23 protein-coding genes are annotated in these 21,641 nt (G+C 36.8%); all 23 read left to right on the top strand.

Annotation, left to right across the window (positions count from 1 at the left end):
• The first annotated feature begins 14 nt into the window (after positions 1–14).
• The 23 genes from ftsY to flgB all read left to right on the top strand — a co-directional run bounded on the left by ftsY (position 15) and on the right by flgB (position 21,641).
• Positions 15–1,013, top strand: a complete 999-nt coding sequence (gene ftsY, locus BMY13_RS12705) for a signal recognition particle-docking protein FtsY (protein WP_092505036.1) — start codon at positions 15–17, stop codon at positions 1,011–1,013.
• A gap of 50 nt (positions 1,014–1,063) precedes the next feature.
• The gene (locus BMY13_RS12700; protein WP_092492976.1) at positions 1,064–1,384 is read left to right on the top strand and encodes a putative DNA-binding protein; all 321 of its coding nucleotides are present in this window, start codon (positions 1,064–1,066) and stop codon (positions 1,382–1,384) included.
• 13 nt (positions 1,385–1,397) lie between these two features.
• Positions 1,398–2,741 (top strand): signal recognition particle protein, encoded by a 1,344-nt coding sequence (ffh, locus tag BMY13_RS12695; RefSeq protein WP_092505034.1) that lies wholly within the window; start codon positions 1,398–1,400, stop codon positions 2,739–2,741.
• A 396-nt stretch (positions 2,742–3,137) separates the two neighbouring features.
• Positions 3,138–3,410 (top strand): 30S ribosomal protein S16, encoded by a 273-nt coding sequence (rpsP, locus tag BMY13_RS12690; protein WP_092492974.1) that lies wholly within the window; start codon positions 3,138–3,140, stop codon positions 3,408–3,410.
• A 14-nt stretch (positions 3,411–3,424) separates the two neighbouring features.
• A complete protein-coding gene (locus BMY13_RS12685) occupies positions 3,425–3,652 on the top strand; it encodes a KH domain-containing protein (protein ID WP_092492973.1) in 228 nt (75 codons plus the stop codon).
• Between the two features lie 84 nt (positions 3,653–3,736).
• The gene (locus BMY13_RS12680; RefSeq protein ID WP_092492972.1) at positions 3,737–4,126 is read left to right on the top strand and encodes a YlqD family protein; all 390 of its coding nucleotides are present in this window, start codon (positions 3,737–3,739) and stop codon (positions 4,124–4,126) included.
• 11 nt (positions 4,127–4,137) lie between these two features.
• Entirely contained in the window at positions 4,138–4,653 is a 516-nt protein-coding gene (gene rimM, locus BMY13_RS12675; protein ID WP_092492971.1) for a ribosome maturation factor RimM, read from the top strand.
• The gene (gene trmD / locus BMY13_RS12670) at positions 4,653–5,384 is read left to right on the top strand and encodes a tRNA (guanosine(37)-N1)-methyltransferase TrmD (RefSeq protein WP_092505032.1); all 732 of its coding nucleotides are present in this window, start codon (positions 4,653–4,655) and stop codon (positions 5,382–5,384) included. Before rimM ends, trmD begins: the two co-directional genes overlap by 1 nt.
• 135 nt (positions 5,385–5,519) lie before the next feature.
• On the top strand, positions 5,520–5,864 hold the full coding sequence (gene rplS, locus BMY13_RS12665; RefSeq protein WP_092492969.1) for a 50S ribosomal protein L19: 345 nt from the start codon (positions 5,520–5,522) through the stop codon (positions 5,862–5,864).
• 145 nt (positions 5,865–6,009) lie between these two features.
• A complete protein-coding gene (lepB, locus tag BMY13_RS12660) occupies positions 6,010–6,570 on the top strand; it encodes a signal peptidase I (protein WP_092492968.1) in 561 nt (186 codons plus the stop codon).
• 12 nt (positions 6,571–6,582) lie between these two features.
• On the top strand, positions 6,583–7,431 hold the full coding sequence (gene ylqF / locus BMY13_RS12655) for a ribosome biogenesis GTPase YlqF (protein ID WP_092492967.1): 849 nt from the start codon (positions 6,583–6,585) through the stop codon (positions 7,429–7,431).
• Between the two features lie 81 nt (positions 7,432–7,512).
• Positions 7,513–8,283 carry a ribonuclease HII gene (locus BMY13_RS12650; RefSeq protein ID WP_092505029.1) on the top strand — a complete coding sequence of 257 codons (771 nt, stop codon included), beginning with the start codon at positions 7,513–7,515 and terminating at the stop codon, positions 8,281–8,283.
• Between the two features lie 565 nt (positions 8,284–8,848).
• Complete coding sequence (locus BMY13_RS12645; RefSeq protein WP_092505027.1) at positions 8,849–10,633, top strand: hypothetical protein; 1,785 nt, start codon at positions 8,849–8,851, stop codon at positions 10,631–10,633.
• A complete protein-coding gene (locus BMY13_RS12640) occupies positions 10,630–10,911 on the top strand; it encodes an EscU/YscU/HrcU family type III secretion system export apparatus switch protein (RefSeq protein ID WP_092505273.1) in 282 nt (93 codons plus the stop codon). The genes BMY13_RS12645 and BMY13_RS12640 overlap by 4 nt, the downstream gene beginning before the upstream one ends.
• 294 nt (positions 10,912–11,205) lie before the next feature.
• The gene (sucC, locus tag BMY13_RS12635) at positions 11,206–12,366 is read left to right on the top strand and encodes an ADP-forming succinate--CoA ligase subunit beta (RefSeq protein ID WP_092492964.1); all 1,161 of its coding nucleotides are present in this window, start codon (positions 11,206–11,208) and stop codon (positions 12,364–12,366) included.
• 66 nt (positions 12,367–12,432) lie between these two features.
• Positions 12,433–13,335 (top strand): succinate--CoA ligase subunit alpha, encoded by a 903-nt coding sequence (gene sucD, locus BMY13_RS12630; protein ID WP_092492963.1) that lies wholly within the window; start codon positions 12,433–12,435, stop codon positions 13,333–13,335.
• A gap of 68 nt (positions 13,336–13,403) precedes the next feature.
• Positions 13,404–14,297 (top strand): DNA-processing protein DprA, encoded by an 894-nt coding sequence (gene dprA / locus BMY13_RS12625; protein ID WP_092492962.1) that lies wholly within the window; start codon positions 13,404–13,406, stop codon positions 14,295–14,297.
• Positions 14,298–14,415: 118 nt separating this feature from the next.
• Complete coding sequence (gene topA / locus BMY13_RS12620; RefSeq protein ID WP_092505025.1) at positions 14,416–16,494, top strand: type I DNA topoisomerase; 2,079 nt, start codon at positions 14,416–14,418, stop codon at positions 16,492–16,494.
• A 768-nt stretch (positions 16,495–17,262) separates the two neighbouring features.
• Positions 17,263–18,207, top strand: coding sequence for a tyrosine recombinase XerC (gene xerC / locus BMY13_RS12615; RefSeq protein WP_092492960.1), 945 nt, complete (start codon positions 17,263–17,265; stop codon positions 18,205–18,207).
• Positions 18,197–18,742 (top strand): ATP-dependent protease subunit HslV, encoded by a 546-nt coding sequence (hslV, locus tag BMY13_RS12610; RefSeq protein ID WP_092492959.1) that lies wholly within the window; start codon positions 18,197–18,199, stop codon positions 18,740–18,742. Before xerC ends, hslV begins: the two co-directional genes overlap by 11 nt.
• Positions 18,743–18,762: 20 nt before the next feature.
• Complete coding sequence (gene hslU / locus BMY13_RS12605; protein WP_092505023.1) at positions 18,763–20,154, top strand: ATP-dependent protease ATPase subunit HslU; 1,392 nt, start codon at positions 18,763–18,765, stop codon at positions 20,152–20,154.
• Positions 20,155–20,181: 27 nt separating this feature from the next.
• Positions 20,182–20,961: a GTP-sensing pleiotropic transcriptional regulator CodY gene (gene codY / locus BMY13_RS12600; RefSeq protein ID WP_092492957.1), complete on the top strand. Its 780-nt coding sequence runs from the start codon at positions 20,182–20,184 to the stop codon at positions 20,959–20,961.
• Between the two features lie 281 nt (positions 20,962–21,242).
• Entirely contained in the window at positions 21,243–21,641 is a 399-nt protein-coding gene (gene flgB / locus BMY13_RS12595; protein ID WP_092492956.1) for a flagellar basal body rod protein FlgB, read from the top strand.

The following is a 21,641-nucleotide window of genomic DNA, read 5'->3' as shown; positions in this document are numbered from 1 at the left end:
AGGATGTCACATAGATGAGTTTCATGGAAAAATTGAAAAATAAATTCAAGCAAAATGAGGAAACAGAAGAAGTCTCAGCAAAATATAAAGAAGGCATGGAAAAGACGAGAAACTCCTTTTCAGGAAAAATTAATGATTTAATCGCCCGCTATCGAAAAGTCGATGAGGATTTTTTTGAAGAACTGGAAGAAGTACTTATTTCAGCAGACGTTGGGGTTATGACTGTAATGGATCTTGTTGAAGGATTAAAGATGGAAGTAAAACGTCAAAATATAAAAGATACGAAAGAAGTGAAGGATGTTATTTCTGAAAAGCTTGTAGAAATTTACTATGGAGATGATGATGAACAAATTGAAGAATTGCGTATTGAGGAAGATCAACTTTCTGTAATCCTTGTTGTTGGTGTAAATGGAGTTGGCAAAACAACCTCTATTGGTAAACTTGCACACAAATTAAAACAGGATGGTAAAAATGTTGTATTAGCAGCCGGTGACACTTTCCGTGCTGGCGCTATCGAACAGTTGGATGTGTGGGGAGAACGTGCCAATGTAGATGTAATTAAGCAAAGTGCCGGAAGTGACCCTGCTGCGGTTATATTTGACGGGATTAATGCTGCGAAATCTCGTAATGCTGATGTATTAATCTGTGATACAGCTGGAAGGTTACAAAATAAGGTGAACTTAATGAATGAGCTTTCCAAAGTTAAGCGGGTTATTGAGCGGGAAGTTCCTGGGGCACCACATGAAGTGTTGCTAGTATTAGATGGAACGACTGGTCAAAATGCAATGAGTCAGGCAAAAACATTTTCCGACGCAACCGATGTAACTGGTATTGTACTAACGAAGCTTGATGGAACTGCAAAAGGTGGAATTGTTTTAGCAATCCGAAATGAATTAAATATCCCTGTTAAATATGTGGGGCTTGGTGAAAAAGTAGAGGATCTTCAGGAGTTTAACGCACATGCATTTGTCTATGGTTTATTCGCTGATCTCCTTGAAGAGAATCCAGAATAATGTTACTATACTTTATGTAAAGGAATTTCACTTAACAAGGGGTGTTTTGATTGCTGGAAAAAACAACGCGAGTTAATTATTTATTCGACTTTTATCAAGAGCTACTAACCCCTAAACAGCGTAATTATATGGAAATGTATTATTTGGAGGACTATTCACTGGGTGAAATTTCCGAGCTATTTGAGGTTTCCAGGCAAGCTGTTTATGATAATATTAGACGTACAGAAAAAATGCTTGAGTCCTATGAACAAAAGTTGAAACTATATGATAAATTTCAGCAGCGTGTCAATATTTTAGCCCAGCTGAATGAAGTGACTGCTAATGATAGTAATATGCAAAAGTTTATTAATCAATTAAAAGAATTAGATTAGGGGGACACCTTCTATGGCATTTGAAGGATTGGCCGACCGTTTACAAAGCACGATGAAAAAAATAAAAGGTAAGGGTAAGGTCTCAGAACAAGACGTTAAAGAAATGACGCGTGAAGTTAGACTCGCTTTACTTGAAGCCGATGTAAACTTTAAAGTTGTAAAAGACTTAATTAAACGGATTAAAGAACGCGCTGTTGGTCAGGAAGTGATGGAGAGCTTAACACCTGGACAGCAGGTGATCAAAGTTGTAAAAGAAGAATTAACAGAACTAATGGGTGGTGAGCAAAGCAAAATAGCTGTTGCCGATCGTTCACCAACTGTAATCATGATGGTTGGTCTGCAAGGTGCCGGTAAGACAACGACAACCGGTAAGCTCGCAAACCATTTACGAAAACAGCATAATCGCTCGCCATTATTAGCAGCATGCGACGTTTATCGTCCAGCAGCGATAGAGCAGCTTGAAACTCTTGGCCAGCAATTGGATATGCCTGTTTTTTCAAAAGGTACAGAGGCTAATCCTGTTGATATCGCATCTGAAGCCGTACAACAGGCTAAAGCAGACCACAATGATTATGTCATTATTGATACAGCAGGACGTTTACATGTTGATACTGATTTAATGGATGAACTACAGCAAGTTAAGTCATCCGTTAAACCAGATGAAATATTCCTAGTTGTCGATGCAATGACAGGTCAGGACGCAGTAAATGTTGCCGAAAGCTTTAATGAACAGCTAGACTTATCTGGTGTTGTTTTAACTAAACTTGATGGTGATACACGTGGTGGTGCAGCACTTTCCATCAAAGCTGTTACTGATAAACCTATAAAATTTGCCGGTACGGGTGAAAAACTAGATGGATTTGAGGCATTTCATCCTGAACGAATGGCATCTCGAATTCTCGGTATGGGTGATGTGTTATCACTTATTGAAAAAGCACAGACAAACGTTGATGAGAAACAAGCAAAAGAACTCGAACAAAAAATGCGTACAGCATCCTTTACCTTTGATGACTTTTTGGAGCAGATGGGTCAAGTGAAGGAAATGGGACCTTTAGAAGATCTGATGGGTATGATTCCTGGTGCCAGCAAGATGAAGGGTCTGAAAAACGCACAAATTGATGAGAAACAGCTTGTTTATGTTGAAGCGATTATCCAATCGATGACTAAGAAAGAACGACAAGAGCCAAGTATTATGAACGCAAGCCGGAAAAAACGAATTGCAAAAGGTTCTGGAACTTCAGTTTCACAGGTGAACCGTTTATTGAAGCAATTTGATGAAATGAAAAAAATGATGAAGCAAATGACAGGTGCCCAAAAAGGTAAAAAAGGCAAAGGAATGAAGTTTCCGTTTATGTAAGAACAAAAGCGCAAGCGCCTGTTTAGCGCCGTATGGACTGGACTGACCCGTGTGAGATAAAGGATACACGAAGAGCGTTAGCGATTCGATGTTGACTTATCGTAGACACGGGGAGGGAAGTCCACTAGGTGCTAGGCGCTGGAGCTGGACGAGGCTGAATCGGGAGTTCAGTTATCCATAGCACTTAAATTTTATAGTTTCCTAAACAAGAACAAAGGCGCAAGCGCCAGCCCATCGCAGGCGGATTGACGTTGCCGCGCGAAGTGGCGGTTTTAGTCTATCTTCCTTTAAGATTCAATATCTTTCTATCATGTAATGGAAAAACACTTTACAGACTTTGAACTTTCTGTTAGAATCTAAAATTGTGTAAAACATATTTATTGGAGGTGCAATAACATGGCAGTTAAAATTCGTTTAAAACGTATGGGATCTAAAAGAAATCCATTTTATCGTTTAGTTGTAGCAGATTCACGTTCTCCACGCGATGGTCGCTTAATCGAGCAAATTGGAACATACAATCCTGTAGTTAATCCAGTTGAAGTTAAAATAGATGAAGAAAAAGCATTGGATTGGATGACTAAAGGTGCAAAACCAAGTGATACAGTTCGTAACCTTTTCTCAAAAGAAGGCATCATGAAAAAATTCCACGACCAGAAAAATCAAAAGTAAAGTAGTGTGATATCATGAAAGCCCTAATCGAATCAATTGTTACACCACTAGTTGATCAACCAGAGGACATTGTTGTAACAGAAACAGAAGAGGATGCAAAGATTGTTTACCATCTTTCTGTAAATCAAAACGATGTTGGTAAGGTTATTGGCAAAAATGGACGTATCGCAAAGGCAATTCGAACCGTTGTTTATGCAGCGAAATCGGATGCAAATAAACGTATTTATTTGGATATTATGTAAAGGGAGAGGGGATACCTTTCCCTTTTTCCACATCTAATTCATTATTTTCTGTACCAAGACTGTTTAGGAGAGCGAGGAACAGTAGTGCAAATAATAAAGAAGGTTCTCATAAAGCAAGTTATTACCGACAAAAGCAAAGCAAAATTGCACAAAAATTTTTATAATCATAAAATGCGACTTGAACAAGAGTGTCAACAGCTCCTGTTTGAACAACGTAAATTACAAAATAAAACAGGCGTATCAAAACAAGAACTTTCTCAGCGATTTCAGCAGGAAGTTAAAAATCGCAAGGAAAAGATTAAATTGCTTGATTTTAAGATCGAACAGTTGGATATGCTGGAAATAGGCAGTGAAATTACGGAAAAAGAAGTTGAATCTCTTGTTGAAGTGAAAGTTGGATCGCATTGGAATGAGATTATGGAAGAAACAGCGATTGTTATTGAAGATGACATCGTTATTCGAATTGATGAGTAGCAGGTGAAATTATGACTGAAAAGATGTTTAATGTAGGTAAAATAATAAACACACATGGTATAAGAGGCGAAGTAAAAGTACTTCGTATCAGTGATTTTGATGAACGGTTTGAAGTTGGAGGAACATTATTTTTAGTGAAAGAAAACGAAGCTCCTATTGAATTGGAAATAAATTCACATCGTGTACATAAGGGGTTTGATCTTCTTCAATTTAAAGGAATCGACAACATTAGCGATGTTGAGCATTATAAAGGTGCATTTTTGAAAATAACGGAAGGTCAATTAACCGACCTGGAAGAAGATGAATACTATTACCACGAAATTATTGGCTGTGATGTTTATTTGCTTAGTGGTGAAAAAATCGGAGTAATTAAAGAAATTTTGTCACCGGGAGCAAATGATGTATGGGTTATGAAACAAGAAAAGGGGAAAGACGTCCTCATTCCCTATATTGAAGAAATTGTCAAGCAGGTTGATGTGGCAGCTAATAAAGTGATTATCGAACCAATGGAAGGACTGCTGGACTAATGCATATTGATGTATTGACCTTATTTCCTGAAATGTTGTCCGGAGTTTTTAATTCTTCGATTCTTAAAAAAGCATATGAAAAAGATAAATTTAGCTATAACCTAATAAACTTTCGTGATTATAGCCAAGATAAACATTATAAAGTCGATGACTACCCATATGGTGGAGGAGCAGGTATGGTGTTAACTCCACAACCTGTATTTGATGCTGTTGAAGCAGTTGTTAAGGAAAGGCCAACAAAGCCACGAATTGTACTTATGTGTCCACAGGGTGAACCTTATAATCAGAAAAAAGCCGAGGAGCTAGCAAAAGAAGAGCATCTTGTATTTATTTGTGGTCATTATGAGGGGTACGATGAACGGATCAGAGAACAGCTCGTCACCGATGAAATTTCCATAGGTGATTATGTGCTTACCGGTGGAGAACTTGGCGCTATGGTTGTTATCGACAGTGTTGTTCGCTTATTACCTGATGTGCTAGGTAATAAAGAATCTGCACCTGACGACTCTTTTTCAACTGGCTTATTGGAACATCCACATTACACTCGTCCAGCTAACTTTCGAGGTATGAAAGTTCCAGATATTCTGTTGTCTGGTGACCATGCTAAAATAGAATCATGGCGCAGGAAAGAATCATTGAAACGGACATATGAAAGACGACGTGAATTAATTGATAAACACTCTTTATCCGATGAAGACACTAAAATATGGAATGAATTTAATAATAAATAGAAAAATATAGTTGAACTCATTATATCAATATGGTATATTTACTGTTGTGCTTAAGTAGGATACTTAAGTCGTATAAACGGTGTTCCGCTGTCCCTTAGCGAGATATGAGCATTGGTTTGGAAGGAGTGAAGTAGGATGCAACAATTAATTGCAGACATTACAAAAGAGCAACTTCGCACTGATCATCCTGAGTTTCGCCCAGGAGACACTGTTAAAGTACACGTTAAAGTTGTCGAAGGAACACGTGAACGTATTCAGGTTTTCGAAGGTGTTGTAATTAAACGCCAAAACGGAGGAATCAGTGAAACATTTACAGTAAGAAAAATTTCTTACGGTGTTGGTGTTGAACGTACATTCCCAGTACATTCACCTCGCGTTGCGAAAATTGAAGTTTCTCGTCGTGGTATTGTTCGACGTGCAAAACTATACTATCTACGTAATTTACGTGGTAAAGCAGCACGTATTAAAGAACGCAGATAATAGTCAACATTATTGGAAAGGAGCTTGGCCCATGTGTGCAAGCTCCTTTTTACTTTAAATACAAGTACTAATTTTAATGTTAAATGATATAATAAAGGTAATAAATAATACTATAATACATATAGCTGTTGTCGGAGGGGAATATATGGCTAAACAGAAAAGTGAATGGTTTGACTGGATAAAGGCTTTACTAATTGCTTTTGCATTAGCCTTTATTGTCCGAACGTTCTTTTTTGCCCCAATTGTTGTAGATGGTCCATCCATGATGCCTACATTGCATGATCGGGACCAAATGATTGTTAATAAATTTTTATATGATATAGATGAGCCAAAACGGTTTGATATAGTTGTTTTCCATGCTTCAGACCAAAAGGATTTCATAAAACGGATTATCGGATTACCTGGTGAACACGTTGCTGTTGACGATGATGTATTGTATATCAATGGAGAAGAGGTCAAGGAACCATTTCTGACAGCACAAAAACAAAATAGAATGTCTACTAATTCTTTAACAAGTGAATTTAAGCTTGAAGAGCTTCCCGGTGAATATAAACAGATTCCTGAAGATCATGTGCTTGTGTTAGGGGATAATCGTAACAACTCAACAGATAGCCGTATGTTAGGTCTAATACCCATGGATCAAATTGTTGGAAAAACAAGTTTAATATACTGGCCATTTGACAGAATGCAGACTATAAGTAAATAAGGTGATAAAACAATGACTATACAATGGTTCCCAGGGCATATGGCAAAAGCAAGACGTGAAGTCGAAGAGAAATTAAAGTTAGTTGATTTCGTAATGGAGCTAGTTGATGCCAGAGCCCCATTATCTTCACAAAACCCAATGCTGCAACAAGTCTTACAAAACAAGCCTAAAATGATTGTTCTGATGAAAAGAGATTTAGCAGATAATCGTGAAACGGATAGATGGATCTCTTATTTTAAAGAACAAAACGTGTATGCGATAGCAATTAACGTGAATGATAAGGCTGACTTGAAACGAGTAATCCAATTAGGTAAAGAGCTAGGTCAAGAAAAAATGGAAAAACTAAGAAAAAAAGGTATTCAGCCACGGCCGGCCCGGGCAATGATAATCGGTATTCCAAATGTAGGTAAGTCTACTTTAATTAATCGTCTCGCAAATAAAAAGATTGCAAAAACTGGTGACAAGCCAGGAGTAACAAAGCACCAGCTATGGATTAAAGTAAAAAAAGACTTTGAGTTACTTGATACACCGGGAATTTTGTGGCCTAAATTTGAAGATGAAATAGTTGGCTATCGATTAGCAGCTATTGGTACGATTAAGGATCAACTCCTATCGTTGCAGGATATCGTAGCATTCGTTATTAAATATATGCAAGAGCATTACCCCAAACAGCTTGAAGAGCGCTATACAATTGAACCTGATATGGAAGATATGTGGGAGATATTTGTATCTATTGGAAAACAGCGTGGTGCATTGGAAAGTGGCGGAAACGTAAATTTTGAAAAAGTATCGGATTTGGTAATACGTGATCTGAGGACCGGTAAACTTGGCGACATCACACTTGAAACACCTGAAAGTTAAGTGGCATACATCTATTGATGATGTCACTTTTCACTTTTTCAGGGAAACAGCCGATATAAAGAAATAGAAAAAGGTGATTAAATGGAACATAAATCGATTGCTATGATAAAAAAGCTATTTGAAACTGAAAAGGTTGATGAATCATTTGTAAATGATTTGAAAAAGGACGAGCGAAAAGGAGTTCAGAAACTCATTAAACAGTATGAACGCCAAAAACTAAGAGAACAGAAAATAAAACAGAACTTTGTGCAAATGTCCCGGTATGAGAAAAACTGCTATGCGAATGGCTGCCAGTATATAGCTGGTGTTGATGAAGCTGGTCGCGGACCACTTGCGGGCCCTGTTGTAGCCGCTTCCGTTATTTTACCAAGGGAATTTGAATTGCTTGGATTAAACGATTCCAAACAGCTGAATGAGTCCACAAGAAACAAGTTCTTTAGTATTTTAAAGAATCAGGCGGTTAGTTATGGAATATCCATTATAAGCAGCCAAAAAATCGACCAGGTCAATATCTACGAAGCTACGAAACTTGCAATGTATGATGCTATAAACCAATTGAATCCAAAACCGGATCATGTATTACTTGATGCCGTATCACTTGAAAATTTACCATGTACCTCTGAACCCATTATAAAGGGTGATCAAGAAAGCATAACTATTGCTGCTGCAAGTATTTTGGCAAAGGTTACTCGTGATAATTTAATGAAGGAATTACATAAGAATTACCCTGTCTATGAATTCAAATCTAATATGGGGTACGGCACGAAGCATCATATGGAGATGTTAACAGAACACGGCATATCTCCCTATCATCGAAAGTCGTATGCACCTGTAAGAAATGCTATTAACTAATAACCGTTATCTAAAAGATTGTTGCATTATCAAAATAACGAAATCATAGCGTAGTTGATATAAACTGCGACATAGATTCGATTAATATCATTTAGTGAGGCTCACTAACCGCGAAGTTGGAATATACTCGCTTTCACCACTCCGGGTACAAAGGCGACATCTGTTCAAGTTTATGCTTTCACAGTTTCTTCCCTATCCGTGGGCTCACCACGAGCCTCCAACGCATAGGACGTGCCAGTGCAGACGTTGCCACAGGACGAGGCGTACTTAGTCTGCCTCGCTCGCAAAGAACGCTCCCTGTGGGGGCTCTTAGGATCGCTGTCCCACAGGAGTCTCGCATATTCCAACTGCTGGTTTAGATGGTCTAAAATCTTGTTTATATCATCACAATATGCATTTATTTTTTTGAATAATTGAGCAAAACCCAGCGGAATGTATTTCCGAAGCGATGACGAATCACTCTGCTATTTTGCCATGTTACTTCACAGTTTATATCAACTGCGACGGTTAAAGACCTGTATGTTTTACGAAATGCGCTTAATTGATTGATGGAGGGGGGCTTTCTATGAGTATTCAACATTTATCAGGACAGCGAATAACTTCATCTCAGGTTTCTAATTCCACACAAACCTTAAGACCAGGGCAAATTGTTCAAGGAAAAATTGTTAAATTATTCCCGGATAATAAAGCACAAATTCAGCTTGGAACACAAAAAATGATCGCTCAATTAGAAGCCTCTTTGGCTGTTGGTGGAAAGTATCATTTTCAAGTTCAAGCATCAGATAATGTTATTCATTTAAAAGTAATTGGAGAACAATTAAAAAATCAGTCTAATACAAATATGGTGAGTCTAATACGGCAACTTGGTCTTAAACCCACTAAGACTAATGTTGCACTTATGCAGTCTTTAATTAGTGAAAAGATACCGTTTTCAAAAGAGCAAATACAAAAGGCATTCCAGCAGTTGGATGGCGCACAAAATAAATATAATACCCAGCAAATAGTGAAAGAAATGATTTCGGCAAGATTACCAATAACAGACTCGGTTTATCAAGCATTGGCTGCAACAAACAAGACTGGAATGACAGACCAAATGAAGTCATTGTTGCAGCAGTTAAGACAAGATCCTAATCAAACTCAGCTCCATCAGAATTTAATTAATCGAATCAGTCAATTGACTGAACGACCTAATCAGGTAGTAAGGCAAATCATAAGTCAAGCTGCCACTAATAACCAACAACTCTTTAATGTGCTAAAAAGCTCTGGAGCTGTAGATGCAAATGTTGAGTTTTCTGCTTGGAAGTCAGAATGGGCAGCTTTTTCAAGACAAAATAATCTTGCTTCAGGTAACCATGCAATATTACCATTTGAGTTAAGCAATACTAAAGCAATTAGATTGCTAGAACAAATGAGTGGTAATAGTACTAATATAAGGGCCACATCAAAGGCAATTGTTCAAACTTGGGGACTTTCTGTTGAAACTGCCACTGCAAACAATACAACATTGCCAGGGCAGGAATTTGCCCAACTGAAACAGCAGATAAGCAAGTCTTTAATGCCTATTATCTCAGGGACTCAGCAGCAACAACTAACAAAGCTCATAGAGAATAATCCAGCACAAATGCGTCAACTTCTTACTGTATTACAAACGATGGCAAGCAGCGATACTTACACAAACATAGAGCGTACTTTAACAACGATGAAACTAGGTGAATCGTTTCTTAATTCTTCTCCAAAGGAACAATTTTTAGGTCAATTACAACAAGTATTGCGATTTACTGGACTGAACTATGAGAATCAGCTTGCAAATAATATGGGACAACAGCAAACAGCTACAATTAAATCGATGCTTATGCAAATCCTGCAGCAATCGGAGGGGACTGTTCAGGATCGTTCACAACAATTATTGAACTTTATAAATGGAATGCAAATACAGTCGGTAAATGACACAACCAATTTTCTTCAAGCAAGCTTACAGATTCCGGCTGAAAAATTAGATTTACCTAATGATATGCAACTAGAATTCGAGGGGAAAAAGTCTGAGAACGGGAAAATAAACCCTGATTTTTGTCGAATAATATTTTATTTGGAACTAGCACATCTAAAGGAAACCATTATTGACATGAATATTCAAAAACGTGCTGTAGCTATAACCATATATAATGATCAAGGTGAAATCGCTGATTACTCTACTTCCCTTAAACCAATGTTGAAAGAAGGACTGGAGTCATTAAATTATAAGCTTTCAACTATTACTATTAAACCAATTCATGAAAACAATCACACAGATAATGATAAGCTCAAAACAGCGTATCAGAATTCCTATCAGGGAGTGGATTATTGGGTATGACTGAAAAAAGAAATAAAGCCGCAGCATTAAGGTATGACCAGAATCATGAGCATGCACCAAAAGTAACTGCAACTGGAAAAGGACTCATAGCAGAAAGTATTATAGAAAAAGCCAAGGAAAATAATGTTCCTGTTCAGGAAGATTCCTCATTAGTTGAGCTTTTGGCAGAACTTAACATAAATGAAACTATTCCTGAAGAATTGTATCAAGCAGTTGCTGAAGTGTTCGCATTTGTCTACAAAACAGACCAAAATGTAGCAAATTCTAACAAAAATTAGCTAAATACTTATCTTATAATTACAATCGTTTGCCGACCATAAAAAGTGTCATATATTTTAATAAAATATTATGACACTTTTTTCGATTGATATTCGATTATAATAATGAAAGGTAGTTTGTGCCCGTGAAAAAAGTTGATATCCTTTATAACTGCAACTACCTGCAATGCTGAGCACTCTCGGTACATCTCAGATCAGTTTCTGTCAATTTTGTCTAATAATCACTTATTGTTGTGAAATTTGTTGTTTTTTTATACAATAGGAATGCAGTGAATTTTGATGGGAGGATGAAAGATGAACATTCATGAGTATCAAGGCAAAGATATTTTGCGAAGCTATGGTGTAAATGTTCCAAATGGACATGTTGCATATACGGTAGACGAAGCAGTTGAAGCTGCGGAAAAACTCGATAGTTCCGTAAAAGTAGTTAAAGCACAAATCCACGCAGGTGGTCGGGGTAAAGCTGGCGGCGTGAAAATTGCGAAAAACTTGGATGAAGTGCGTACATACGCAAATGAAATTTTAGGAAAAACATTAGTTACACACCAAACTGGTCCAGAAGGTAAGGAAGTCAAGCGTCTTCTTATCGAGGAAGGCTGTGATATTCAAAAAGAATATTATGTTGGACTAGTAATGGATCGTGCTACTTCTCGTGTTGTTATGATGGCATCAGAAGAAGGTGGTACAGAAATTGAGGAAGTTGCTGCAGAAACACCGGAGAAAATTTTCAAGGAAATTATTGATCCAGTAGTGGGACTTTCAGGTTACCAAGCTCGGAGACTAGCATTTAATATAAATATTCCAGATGAATTAATTGGTAAGGCAGCGAAGTTTATGATGAGTCTTTATACTGCATTTGTAGACAAAGATTGCTCTATCGCTGAAATTAATCCGCTTGTTACAACTGGTGATGGACAGGTTCTTGCATTAGATTCCAAATTAAACTTTGATGATAATGCAATGTTTCGTCAAAAAGACATCCTTGAGTTACGTGATTTGGATGAGGAAGATGAGAAGGAAATTGATGCATCCAAATATGATCTAAGTTATGTATCATTAGATGGTAACATTGGTTGTATGGTTAATGGTGCAGGGCTTGCTATGTCTACTATGGATATCATTAAACATTACGGCGGCGACCCCGCTAACTTCCTTGACGTTGGGGGCGGTGCAACAGCTGAAAAGGTTACGGAAGCATTTAAAATCATTTTGTCCGATTCCAATGTAAAAGGTATTTTTGTTAACATTTTTGGCGGTATTATGAAGTGTGATGTTATTGCTGAAGGTGTTGTAGAAGCGACTAAACAAGTAGGATTAGAAATGCCGCTTGTAGTACGTTTGGAAGGAACTAACGTTAAGTTAGGTAAGCAGATACTCGACGAATCTGGTTTAAACATTACGTCAGCAGGATCAATGGCTGATGGCGCCGAAAAAATTGTCTCTATGGTAAAGTAGGTTCAATAGAAGAGGCTACTGTATTAGAAAAAATGATCGTATTTTGTGCAGAAAGGACGGACGAAAATGAGTGTATATGTAAATAAAGATACTAAAGTAATTGTCCAAGGTATTACTGGTGGTACAGCAAAATTTCATACAAAACAAATGCTTGAATATGGTACAAAAATCGTTGGCGGTGTGACACCGAAAAAAGGCGGTACAGAAGTAGAAGGGGTTCCTGTATTTAATACAGTACAGGATGCAGTTGAAGAAACAGGAGCTACTGCTTCTGTCATTTATGTGCCTGCACCATTTGCTGCAGATGCAATCCTGGAAGCGGTAGATGCTGATTTAGACCTTGCTATCTGTATTACGGAGCATATTCCTGTTATGGATATGGTCAAAGTAAAAAGGTATATGGAAGGCAAAAAAACACGCCTTGTAGGTCCTAACTGCCCAGGTGTTATTACACCAGAAGAATGTAAAATTGGTATTATGCCAGGATACATTCATAAGAAAGGACATATCGGTGTTGTTTCACGTTCTGGAACATTAACTTATGAAGCAGTGCATCAATTATCAGAAAATGGATATGGACAATCTTCTGCTGTCGGTATTGGTGGAGATCCTGTTAATGGTACTGATTTCATTGATGTATTAAAAGCATTTAATGATGACCCAGATACAGAAGCAGTAATTATGATTGGTGAAATCGGCGGAACTGCGGAAGAAGAAGCTGCTGAGTGGGTGAAAGCTAATATGACAAAGCCAGTAGTAGGCTTTATTGGTGGCGCTACAGCACCTCCAGGAAAGCGTATGGGTCATGCTGGGGCGATTATCTCTGGTGGTAAAGGTACAGCAGATGAGAAGATACGTGTCATGAACGATTGTGGTATTAAAGTTGCTGAGACACCAGCAGTAATGGGTGAAACCATGATTAGCGTATTAAAAGAAAAAAATCTTCAAGACAAATGTAAAACACATTAATTAAATGTTTGGAACCCTGAGGTGAAATTGCTTCTGGGTTCCTCCTATATAAATAAGGAAGTGATCTATTGGAATTAGTTCGAAAACGGTTAATTCATTTGCACCGCTGTCGTGGTATTACGCGTAAAACCATCCGAAATTTCTTCCGCTATGACCCTACATTAAAAAGCATCTACACACTTACTTCAACGCAATTTACCCAATTTTTTTCATTACCCCATAAAAATGCAGTTTTATTTCATTCAGACCTTCGTAGCCAGGAATTAAAGAACCAGCTTAAAAGTGACTTAAAATCATATAAAGTGATAACAGTAGTTGACGGAAACTATCCTTTTGTGTTAAAAACTATTAAAGACGCGCCACTGGTACTATATGCCATTGGTGATACAGATTTATTGCACCAAAATCCAATTCTGAGTGTAATTGGGACACGAAAACCATCCAGGGAAGCCAAATTAAAAATGGAGAAATATGTTCTGCCATTAATTCAGAGAAACTGGGTCATTGTTAGTGGTATGGCTACAGGGATTGATAGTTTTGCACATCAGATGGCCTTGCAAAATAATGGAAAGACAATTGCAGTCCTGGGTAGTGGATTTAACCACATATATCCTAAAGAAAATACAGTTCTTTTTAAACAAATTGCTAAATACGGCTTGTTACTTTCTGAGTATACTCCTAATTCACCGCCAGAGCGATTTTACTTTCCAGAAAGAAATCGGATAATAAGTGGCTTAAGTTTCGGTACATTAGTAATAGAAGCTACCAATAAGAGTGGTACCTTAATTACAGTTGACCAGGCTTTAGACCAAGGCAGAGAGGTATATGCTGTTCCTGGATCCCCGTTATTGGAACAAACTAAGGGGTGTCATAAAATGATTCAGGATGGTGCGAAATTAGTACTAGACCCTGGTGATATTTTAGAAGATTGGGATAGAATAATGCCGAATTGGGTTATTTGAAAGCATTGTTCTAGAGTATTATATTTTATATCATGTTTGACAAATGTATGGTAACTATTTAATATTAGTGAAGATTTCCAATTTATTTAATAATAACCTCATTTTGGGAGGAAAATAAATGTCAGATTACCTCGTGATCGTCGAATCGCCTGCAAAAGCGAAAACGATCGAACGTTATTTAGGAAAAAAATATAAAGTAAAAGCATCCATGGGACATGTAAGGGATTTACCAAAAAGTCAAATGGGTGTAGATATAGAAGATCAATTTAAGCCCAAGTATATAACGATTCGTGGTAAAGGCGATGTTTTAAAAGAATTGAAAACTGCAGCTAAGAAAGCAAAGAAAGTTTATCTTGCAGCCGACCCCGACAGAGAGGGGGAAGCAATTGCCTGGCATTTAGCACATAGTTTAAACGTTGATGAAAATTCACAATGTCGTGTTGTTTTTAATGAAATAACAAAAGATGCTATAAAGGAATCGTTTAAACATCCTCGTACGATCAATAATGATTTGGTTGATGCTCAACAAGCAAGACGGATTCTTGATCGTCTTGTTGGTTATAACATAAGCCCTTTGTTATGGAAGAAGGTTAAAAAAGGTTTAAGTGCCGGTCGAGTACAATCGGTAGCAGTAAAAATGATTATTGACCGAGAGAGGGAAATAGAGAACTTCAAACCTGAGGAATATTGGTCTATCGAGGCTAGTTTCCTCAAAGATAAAGAAGTTTTCGAAGGATCATTTTATGGAGTTGACAACAAGAAGAAGGAATTGAAAACAGAGCAGGATGTAAAATCCATTATCGAAAAAATGGATGATAAAAAATTCTCGGTTGATAAAGTAAATAAACGTGAGCGGAAACGAAATCCAGCTAAGCCTTTTACAACATCTTCATTACAACAAGAAGCTGCGCGAAAGCTTAACTTCCGTGCTAAGAAAACAATGATGGTTGCACAGCAGTTATATGAAGGTATTGATTTAGGAAAAAAATCTGGAGGAATAACAGGTTTAATTACGTATATGCGTACAGACTCAACTCGAATTTCCGATACCGCCAAACAAGAGGCTAAAGGATATATAGAAGAACAGTATGGTAAGGAGTTTCTAGGCAATACAAGTAAGGGTAAGAAACAAGAGGGTGCCCAGGATGCCCATGAGGCAGTTAGACCCACATCGGCTATACGTGATCCAAAAACAATGAAACCCGTTTTGTCTAGAGATCAGTATCGTCTGTACAAGTTGATCTGGGAACGCTTTCTTGCAAGTCAAATGGCACCTGCTATTATGGACACTATGACTGTTCACCTACTAAACAATGGAGTTGAGTTTCGAGCAACTGGATCCAAAGTTAAATTTAAAGGGTTTATGAAAGTATATGTAGAAGGTACAGATGATAATAAGAAGGACGAAAACAAGTTTTTGCCTGACTTAAAGGAAGGTATGGTTGTTGATGCAACAGAGGTTACACCAAACCAGCATTTCACACAGCCGCCACCAAGATATACGGAAGCAAGACTTGTTCGAACAATGGAAGAGCAAGGTATTGGCCGACCATCCACATTTGCACCTACATTGGACACAATTCAGCGTCGCGGGTATGTAAGTATTGATAATAAACGCTTTATTCCAACTGAACTAGGTGGAATTGTAATAGATATCCTAGAAGAATTCTTCCCGGAAATAATCGATGTAGATTTTACTGTGAAAATGGAGGGGGATCTTGATTCCATTGAAGAAGGAAAAACAGAATGGGTTCAAATACTCGATACATTTTATTCAGATTTTCATAAGCGACTGGAAAAAGCAGAACAGGAAATGGAAAAGATAGAAATAAGAGATGAACCTGCTGGCATTGACTGTGAAAAATGCGGACATGAAATGGTATACAAGATGGGGAGATATGGTAAGTTTTTAGCTTGTTCGAACTTCCCAGAGTGTCGGAACACAAAACCGATTTTAAAAGAAATTGGTGTGAAATGTCCTAAGTGTGAAGAAGGAAATGTGGTTGAACGTAAGTCAAAGAAAAAGAGAACTTTTTACGGATGTGATCGTTTTCCTGATTGTGACTTTGTTTCATGGGATAAACCAATTTCAAGACCATGTCCAAAATGCGAATCATTACTTGTTGAAAAGAAAAATAAAAAAGAAACTCGAATACAATGTGTGAATTGTGATTATAAAGAAAGTATACAAAATTAACTGCTCGTTCTAACGAGTAGTTTTTTTTGCAGTTAAGCAAGTATAACTACTTACTTACTGCATAATATGTAGGTTTTTAACTTACTAAATAGGGGAAGGATGAATAAACAGGGAGGTTATTAACAAAAAGGAACAAAAAACTAACTTTGTGGCTGTTGATACAGAACATATACGCGAAGTTTCAGTTCCTGATAACAGCATTGAATATGAAATCATGGCCAGCCGTGATGAAGTTAAAGCAGCAATAATTTATTGAAAAAATAAGGATGGTCGAAAAGCAACGGAATATATAAGAAAACCATTTGATGAGTGGGGAGCTGACGATGAACGAAGAAGTTATGATGATCATCTGATTAAAATTTATCGTCGTTTATATGAATTAGGTACGACTGATACGAAAAATAAAATAAATCAATTAGGACTGTTTTGGGTGTAGAAGTAATATGGCATTAAGTCATGCACTCCAAATTTCTAAGAAAACAAAAAATCTTTCAAAAAATATTGATTTAACAATTAGTCAAGTTTTTTAAATAATTCAATTCTTGATTGTTGACTATTGAATATGAAAAAGATATAATTACGCATTGGTAAGATTATTTACTTGACAGACGTAGGTTCCCCCCGAATATCATTGATACGGGTAACCTTATCTTATTAGAGTGAAAGACATTGAGTCCAATTCAGAATTTTGTTACAATTTAGTTAAGTTTATTGCTTTCCTAATTATTCTGTGATATGATTTATTCGCTGTTTGAACGAGGTGGAAAATTGAATCATTTTAAAAAATCCAGCGAGGCATTTATTGAGTATTTACAAATAGAGAAAAACGCTTCGCAATACACTGTCAAATATTATCTAAATGATCTGGAAACCTTTTTCGCTTTTTTATACCAAGAGGGAATTGATAATCTTCAAGAAGTTAATTATCAAGAGATTCGCTTGTTTTTAACAATTTTATACGACCGAAAGTTAAGCAGGAGATCTGTATCAAGGAAAATTTCCAGCATTAGAAGTTTTTATAAGTTTTTGGAACGTGAAGATCAAGTGACTGGCAATCCATTCGTTAATGTGACTCTTCCCAAGGCTTCTAAACCAATACCTAGCTTTCTTTATATGGAAGAATTGGAAAAGTTATTTGAAGTGAATGATTTATCCGATCCTGTTGGACAGCGAAATCAAGCAATAATTGAGACACTCTATGCAACTGGTATACGAGTAAGTGAGTGTCAAGGGATGTTATTGGAAGATATTGATTTCACTATTGGTACAATGTTTATAAAAGGGAAGGGTAGAAAAGAACGATATATACCATTTGGACGATTTGCAGAAGTTGCATTGGATACCTACATAAATGATGGAAGGAATAAACTTTTAGATAAAGCTAATAGTTCTACAAACTCCGTCTTTCTTAATGCTAGAGGTGCTCCGCTGACTTCAAGAGGAATGAGACTGATTCTCAATAAGATAGTTGAAAAAGCAGCATTAACAGTACATGTTAACCCACATAAACTGAGGCATACATTTGCAACACATATGTTGAATGAGGGTGCTGATCTCCGTACAGTCCAAGAATTATTAGGGCACGAAAATTTATCAGCTACTCAAATATATACACATGTAACAAAGGATCGTTTGCGTAGTGTATATATGAATAGTCATCCAAGAGCAAGTGATAAATATTCAGATCAAAGAGGTGATGATAGTGGCAGCTGAAATGCATGCTACAACGATTTTTGCTATTAAACATGACGATCAATGTGCAATGAGTGGCGATGGGCAGGTTACATTAGGAAATGCTGTTGTCATGAAACATAAAGCAAAAAAAGTTCGTACATTATTTAATGGGCAGGTGTTAGCTGGGTTTGCAGGGTCTGTTGCGGATGCTTTCACTTTATTTGAAAAATTTGAGGGGAAGCTTGAAGCATATGACGGAAATCTTGCTAGAGCTTCTGTGGAGTTAGCAAAAGAATGGCGTAGTGATAAAGTTCTTCGTAAATTAGAGGCTATGCTAATTGTGATGAATAAAGAGAACATGTTCCTTGTGTCTGGCACTGGAGAAGTCATTGAACCTGACGATGGTATACTTGCAATAGGTTCTGGTGGAAACTATGCATTAAGTGCTGGGAGAGCTTTAGTAAGATATTCAGAAAGTTTAACAGCGAAAGAGATTGCCAAAGCAGCGTTGGAAGTAGCGGGTGAAATATGTGTCTATACAAATGACCATATTACATTAGAGGTACTTGATTAATGAGGAGGCCTTCGTGAATAATGAGTATTGATTTTACGCCAAAACAAATTGTGGGTCAGTTAGATAAGTATATAATTGGTCAGGATAATGCAAAAAAGTCGGTTGCTGTAGCATTGAGGAACCGGTACCGCAGAATGAAGCTTGATGAGGATATTAAAGAAGAAATAGTACCAAAGAACATTTTAATGATTGGACCAACAGGAATAGGAAAAACTGAAATTGCCCGCAGACTGGCTAACTTAGTTAGTGCACCTTTTGTGAAAGTTGAGGCAACGAAGTTTACTGAAGTTGGTTACGTTGGTCGTGATGTTGAATCAATGATTCGTGACCTGGTTGAAATGTCTATGCGGATGGTTAAAGAAGAAAAAATGAGTGAAGTAATGGGCAAAGCAGAGACTGAAGCTAATAAAAAACTAGTTCAATTACTGGTACCACAAGCAAAAAAGCAAAATAGTATGAAAAATCCGCTTGAAATGTTATTCTCGGCTGAGGAAGAGAACGATGAGGGTGAAAATGCACCAAAAGATGAGGAAATTAAGAATAAACGTAAGCGGGTAGAAAATCAGTTATCCCTTGGAGAGTTAGAGGATAATTTAGTAACAATTGAAATTGAAGAAGTGCCACCATCAATGTTTGATATGCTTCAGGGATCAGGAATGGAGCAAATGGGCACAAACATGCAAGATGCTTTAGGTCAATTTATGCCTAAGAAAAAGAAAAAACGTAAACTTCCTGTTTCTGAAGCAAGAAAAATTCTAACACAGCAAGAAGCGCATAAACTGGTTGACATGGAAGAGGCTGGTCAAGAGGCTGTTCAGCGTGCCGAGCAATCAGGCATAATATTTATCGATGAAATTGATAAGGTTGCAGCAAAACAGGATAATTCTGCAAATGTTTCAAGAGAAGGGGTACAGCGCGATATTTTACCTATTGTTGAAGGATCTACTGTAGTAACAAAACATGGTCCTGTGAAGACGGATCACATGCTTTTTATAGCTGCAGGTGCATTCCACATGGCAAAACCTTCTGATTTAATACCTGAATTACAAGGAAGATTTCCAATCAGAGTAGAACTTGAAAAGCTAACCGTTGAAGATTTTAAACGAATTTTGAAAGAACCATCAAATGCTTTGTTAAAACAATATACTGCATTGATTAAAATTGAAGGTATAAATGTTGTTTTTACGGACGAAGCTATAAATAGACTGGCAGAAATTGCCTATCAAGTTAATCAGGATACAGATAATATTGGTGCAAGAAGACTCCATACCATCTTAGAAAAGCTTTTAGAAGATTTATCGTTTGAAGCACCGGATATTAATATGGAAACAATTGATATTACGAAAGAATATGTCGATAAAAAATTAAGTAATATTGTTAAAAACAAAGATTTAAGTCAATTTATACTATAAATCGAATTAACGAAATGGAGGATCATTATGGAACTTTTAGATCGCGCAAGAAAAATTAACGCTATGTTGCAAAAAGCAACAGGGAAATCGGTGAACTTTAATGAGATGTCTGCATCCTTAAGAGATGTAATCAAAGGTAATATTTTTATCTTGAGCAGACGAGGAAAGTTGTTAGGGTTTGCAATTAACCAGGAAATCGAGAATGAACGCATGAAATCTATGCTTGAGGAAAGGCAATTTCCTGAGGAATATACAGATGGATTATTCAATATTCATGAAACTACTGCAAACCTTGATATTGATAGCCCTTATACTGCATTCCCAGTAGAAAATCGTGAATTATTCGGTAGTGGCTTGACTACTATTGTTCCGATAATTGGTGGAGGAGAACGTCTGGGTACACTTATATTAAGCAGATTAAATGATAGTTTTAGTGATGATGATTTACTTCTTGCTGAATATGGGTCAACTGTAGTAGGCATGGAAATATTGCATGAGAAAACAGAAGAAATTGAAGTTGAAGCTAGAAGTAAAGCAGTAGTCCAAATGGCAATTAGTTCTCTGTCCTATAGTGAATTAGAGGCAATTGATCATATTTTTGAAGAATTAAATGGTAACGAAGGACTGCTGGTTGCAAGTAAAATTGCAGACAGAGTTGGAATTACCAGGTCAGTCATTGTTAATGCTTTAAGAAAGCTCGAGAGTGCTGGTGTAATTGAGTCACGCTCACTTGGAATGAAGGGTACTTACATTAAAGTATTAAACAGTAAATTCCTCGTAGAATTGGAAAAATTACGTTCAAGATAAAACATTCATACAAAAAACGGTTATCCCGAGGATAACCGTTTTTTTGTATGAAAAAATTTTTTTGAAAGGTAATAATTTCACAAAAATTAACATTTCATATCAATTTCTGTAAAAAAAAGTATATTTTACATGCTAATAGTCCTAGATAAATTTAACTAATTATTTTTCCCAATGAGAAAATTGTCGAAATGTGATAGACTTTAAATCTGATATAAATTACAATGTTCGTATACATAAAATAGTTTATGTCGGTCTTTTTACTAAAAGTTAGGAGGATTGCAATGGAATTATTTGGTGGTACATTCCAAAAACTTGAAAACTCCCTAAATTATGCATCGGCTAAAAACCGGACTATTTCAAACAATATTGCAAATGTCGACACACCTAATTATAAGTCAAAAGACGTTGCATTTAAAAATGTGTTAAATGAGGCACTAAATACATCCTTTGAGACAAAGCGAACACATCCGAAACATATATCTTTTAACAATGTAAATACTAACCAATCTTTTCAAACAATTACGAATAGGAATTCTATGTATAACCACAATGGGAATAACGTTGACATAGATAAAGAAATGTCCGACTTAGCAAAAAATCAAATCTATTATCGAAGTTTGGTTGATCGTATGAATGGTAAATTCAGCAGTCTTCAAACGGTAATTAGAGGAGGGAGGTAA

Source organism: Virgibacillus subterraneus (genome assembly GCF_900110695.1).
Lineage (GTDB): Bacteria > Bacillota > Bacilli > Bacillales > Amphibacillaceae > Lentibacillus > Lentibacillus subterraneus.
Note: the sequence above shows the minus strand (reverse complement) of the source record. Positions and strands in the feature narration are given on the sequence as shown.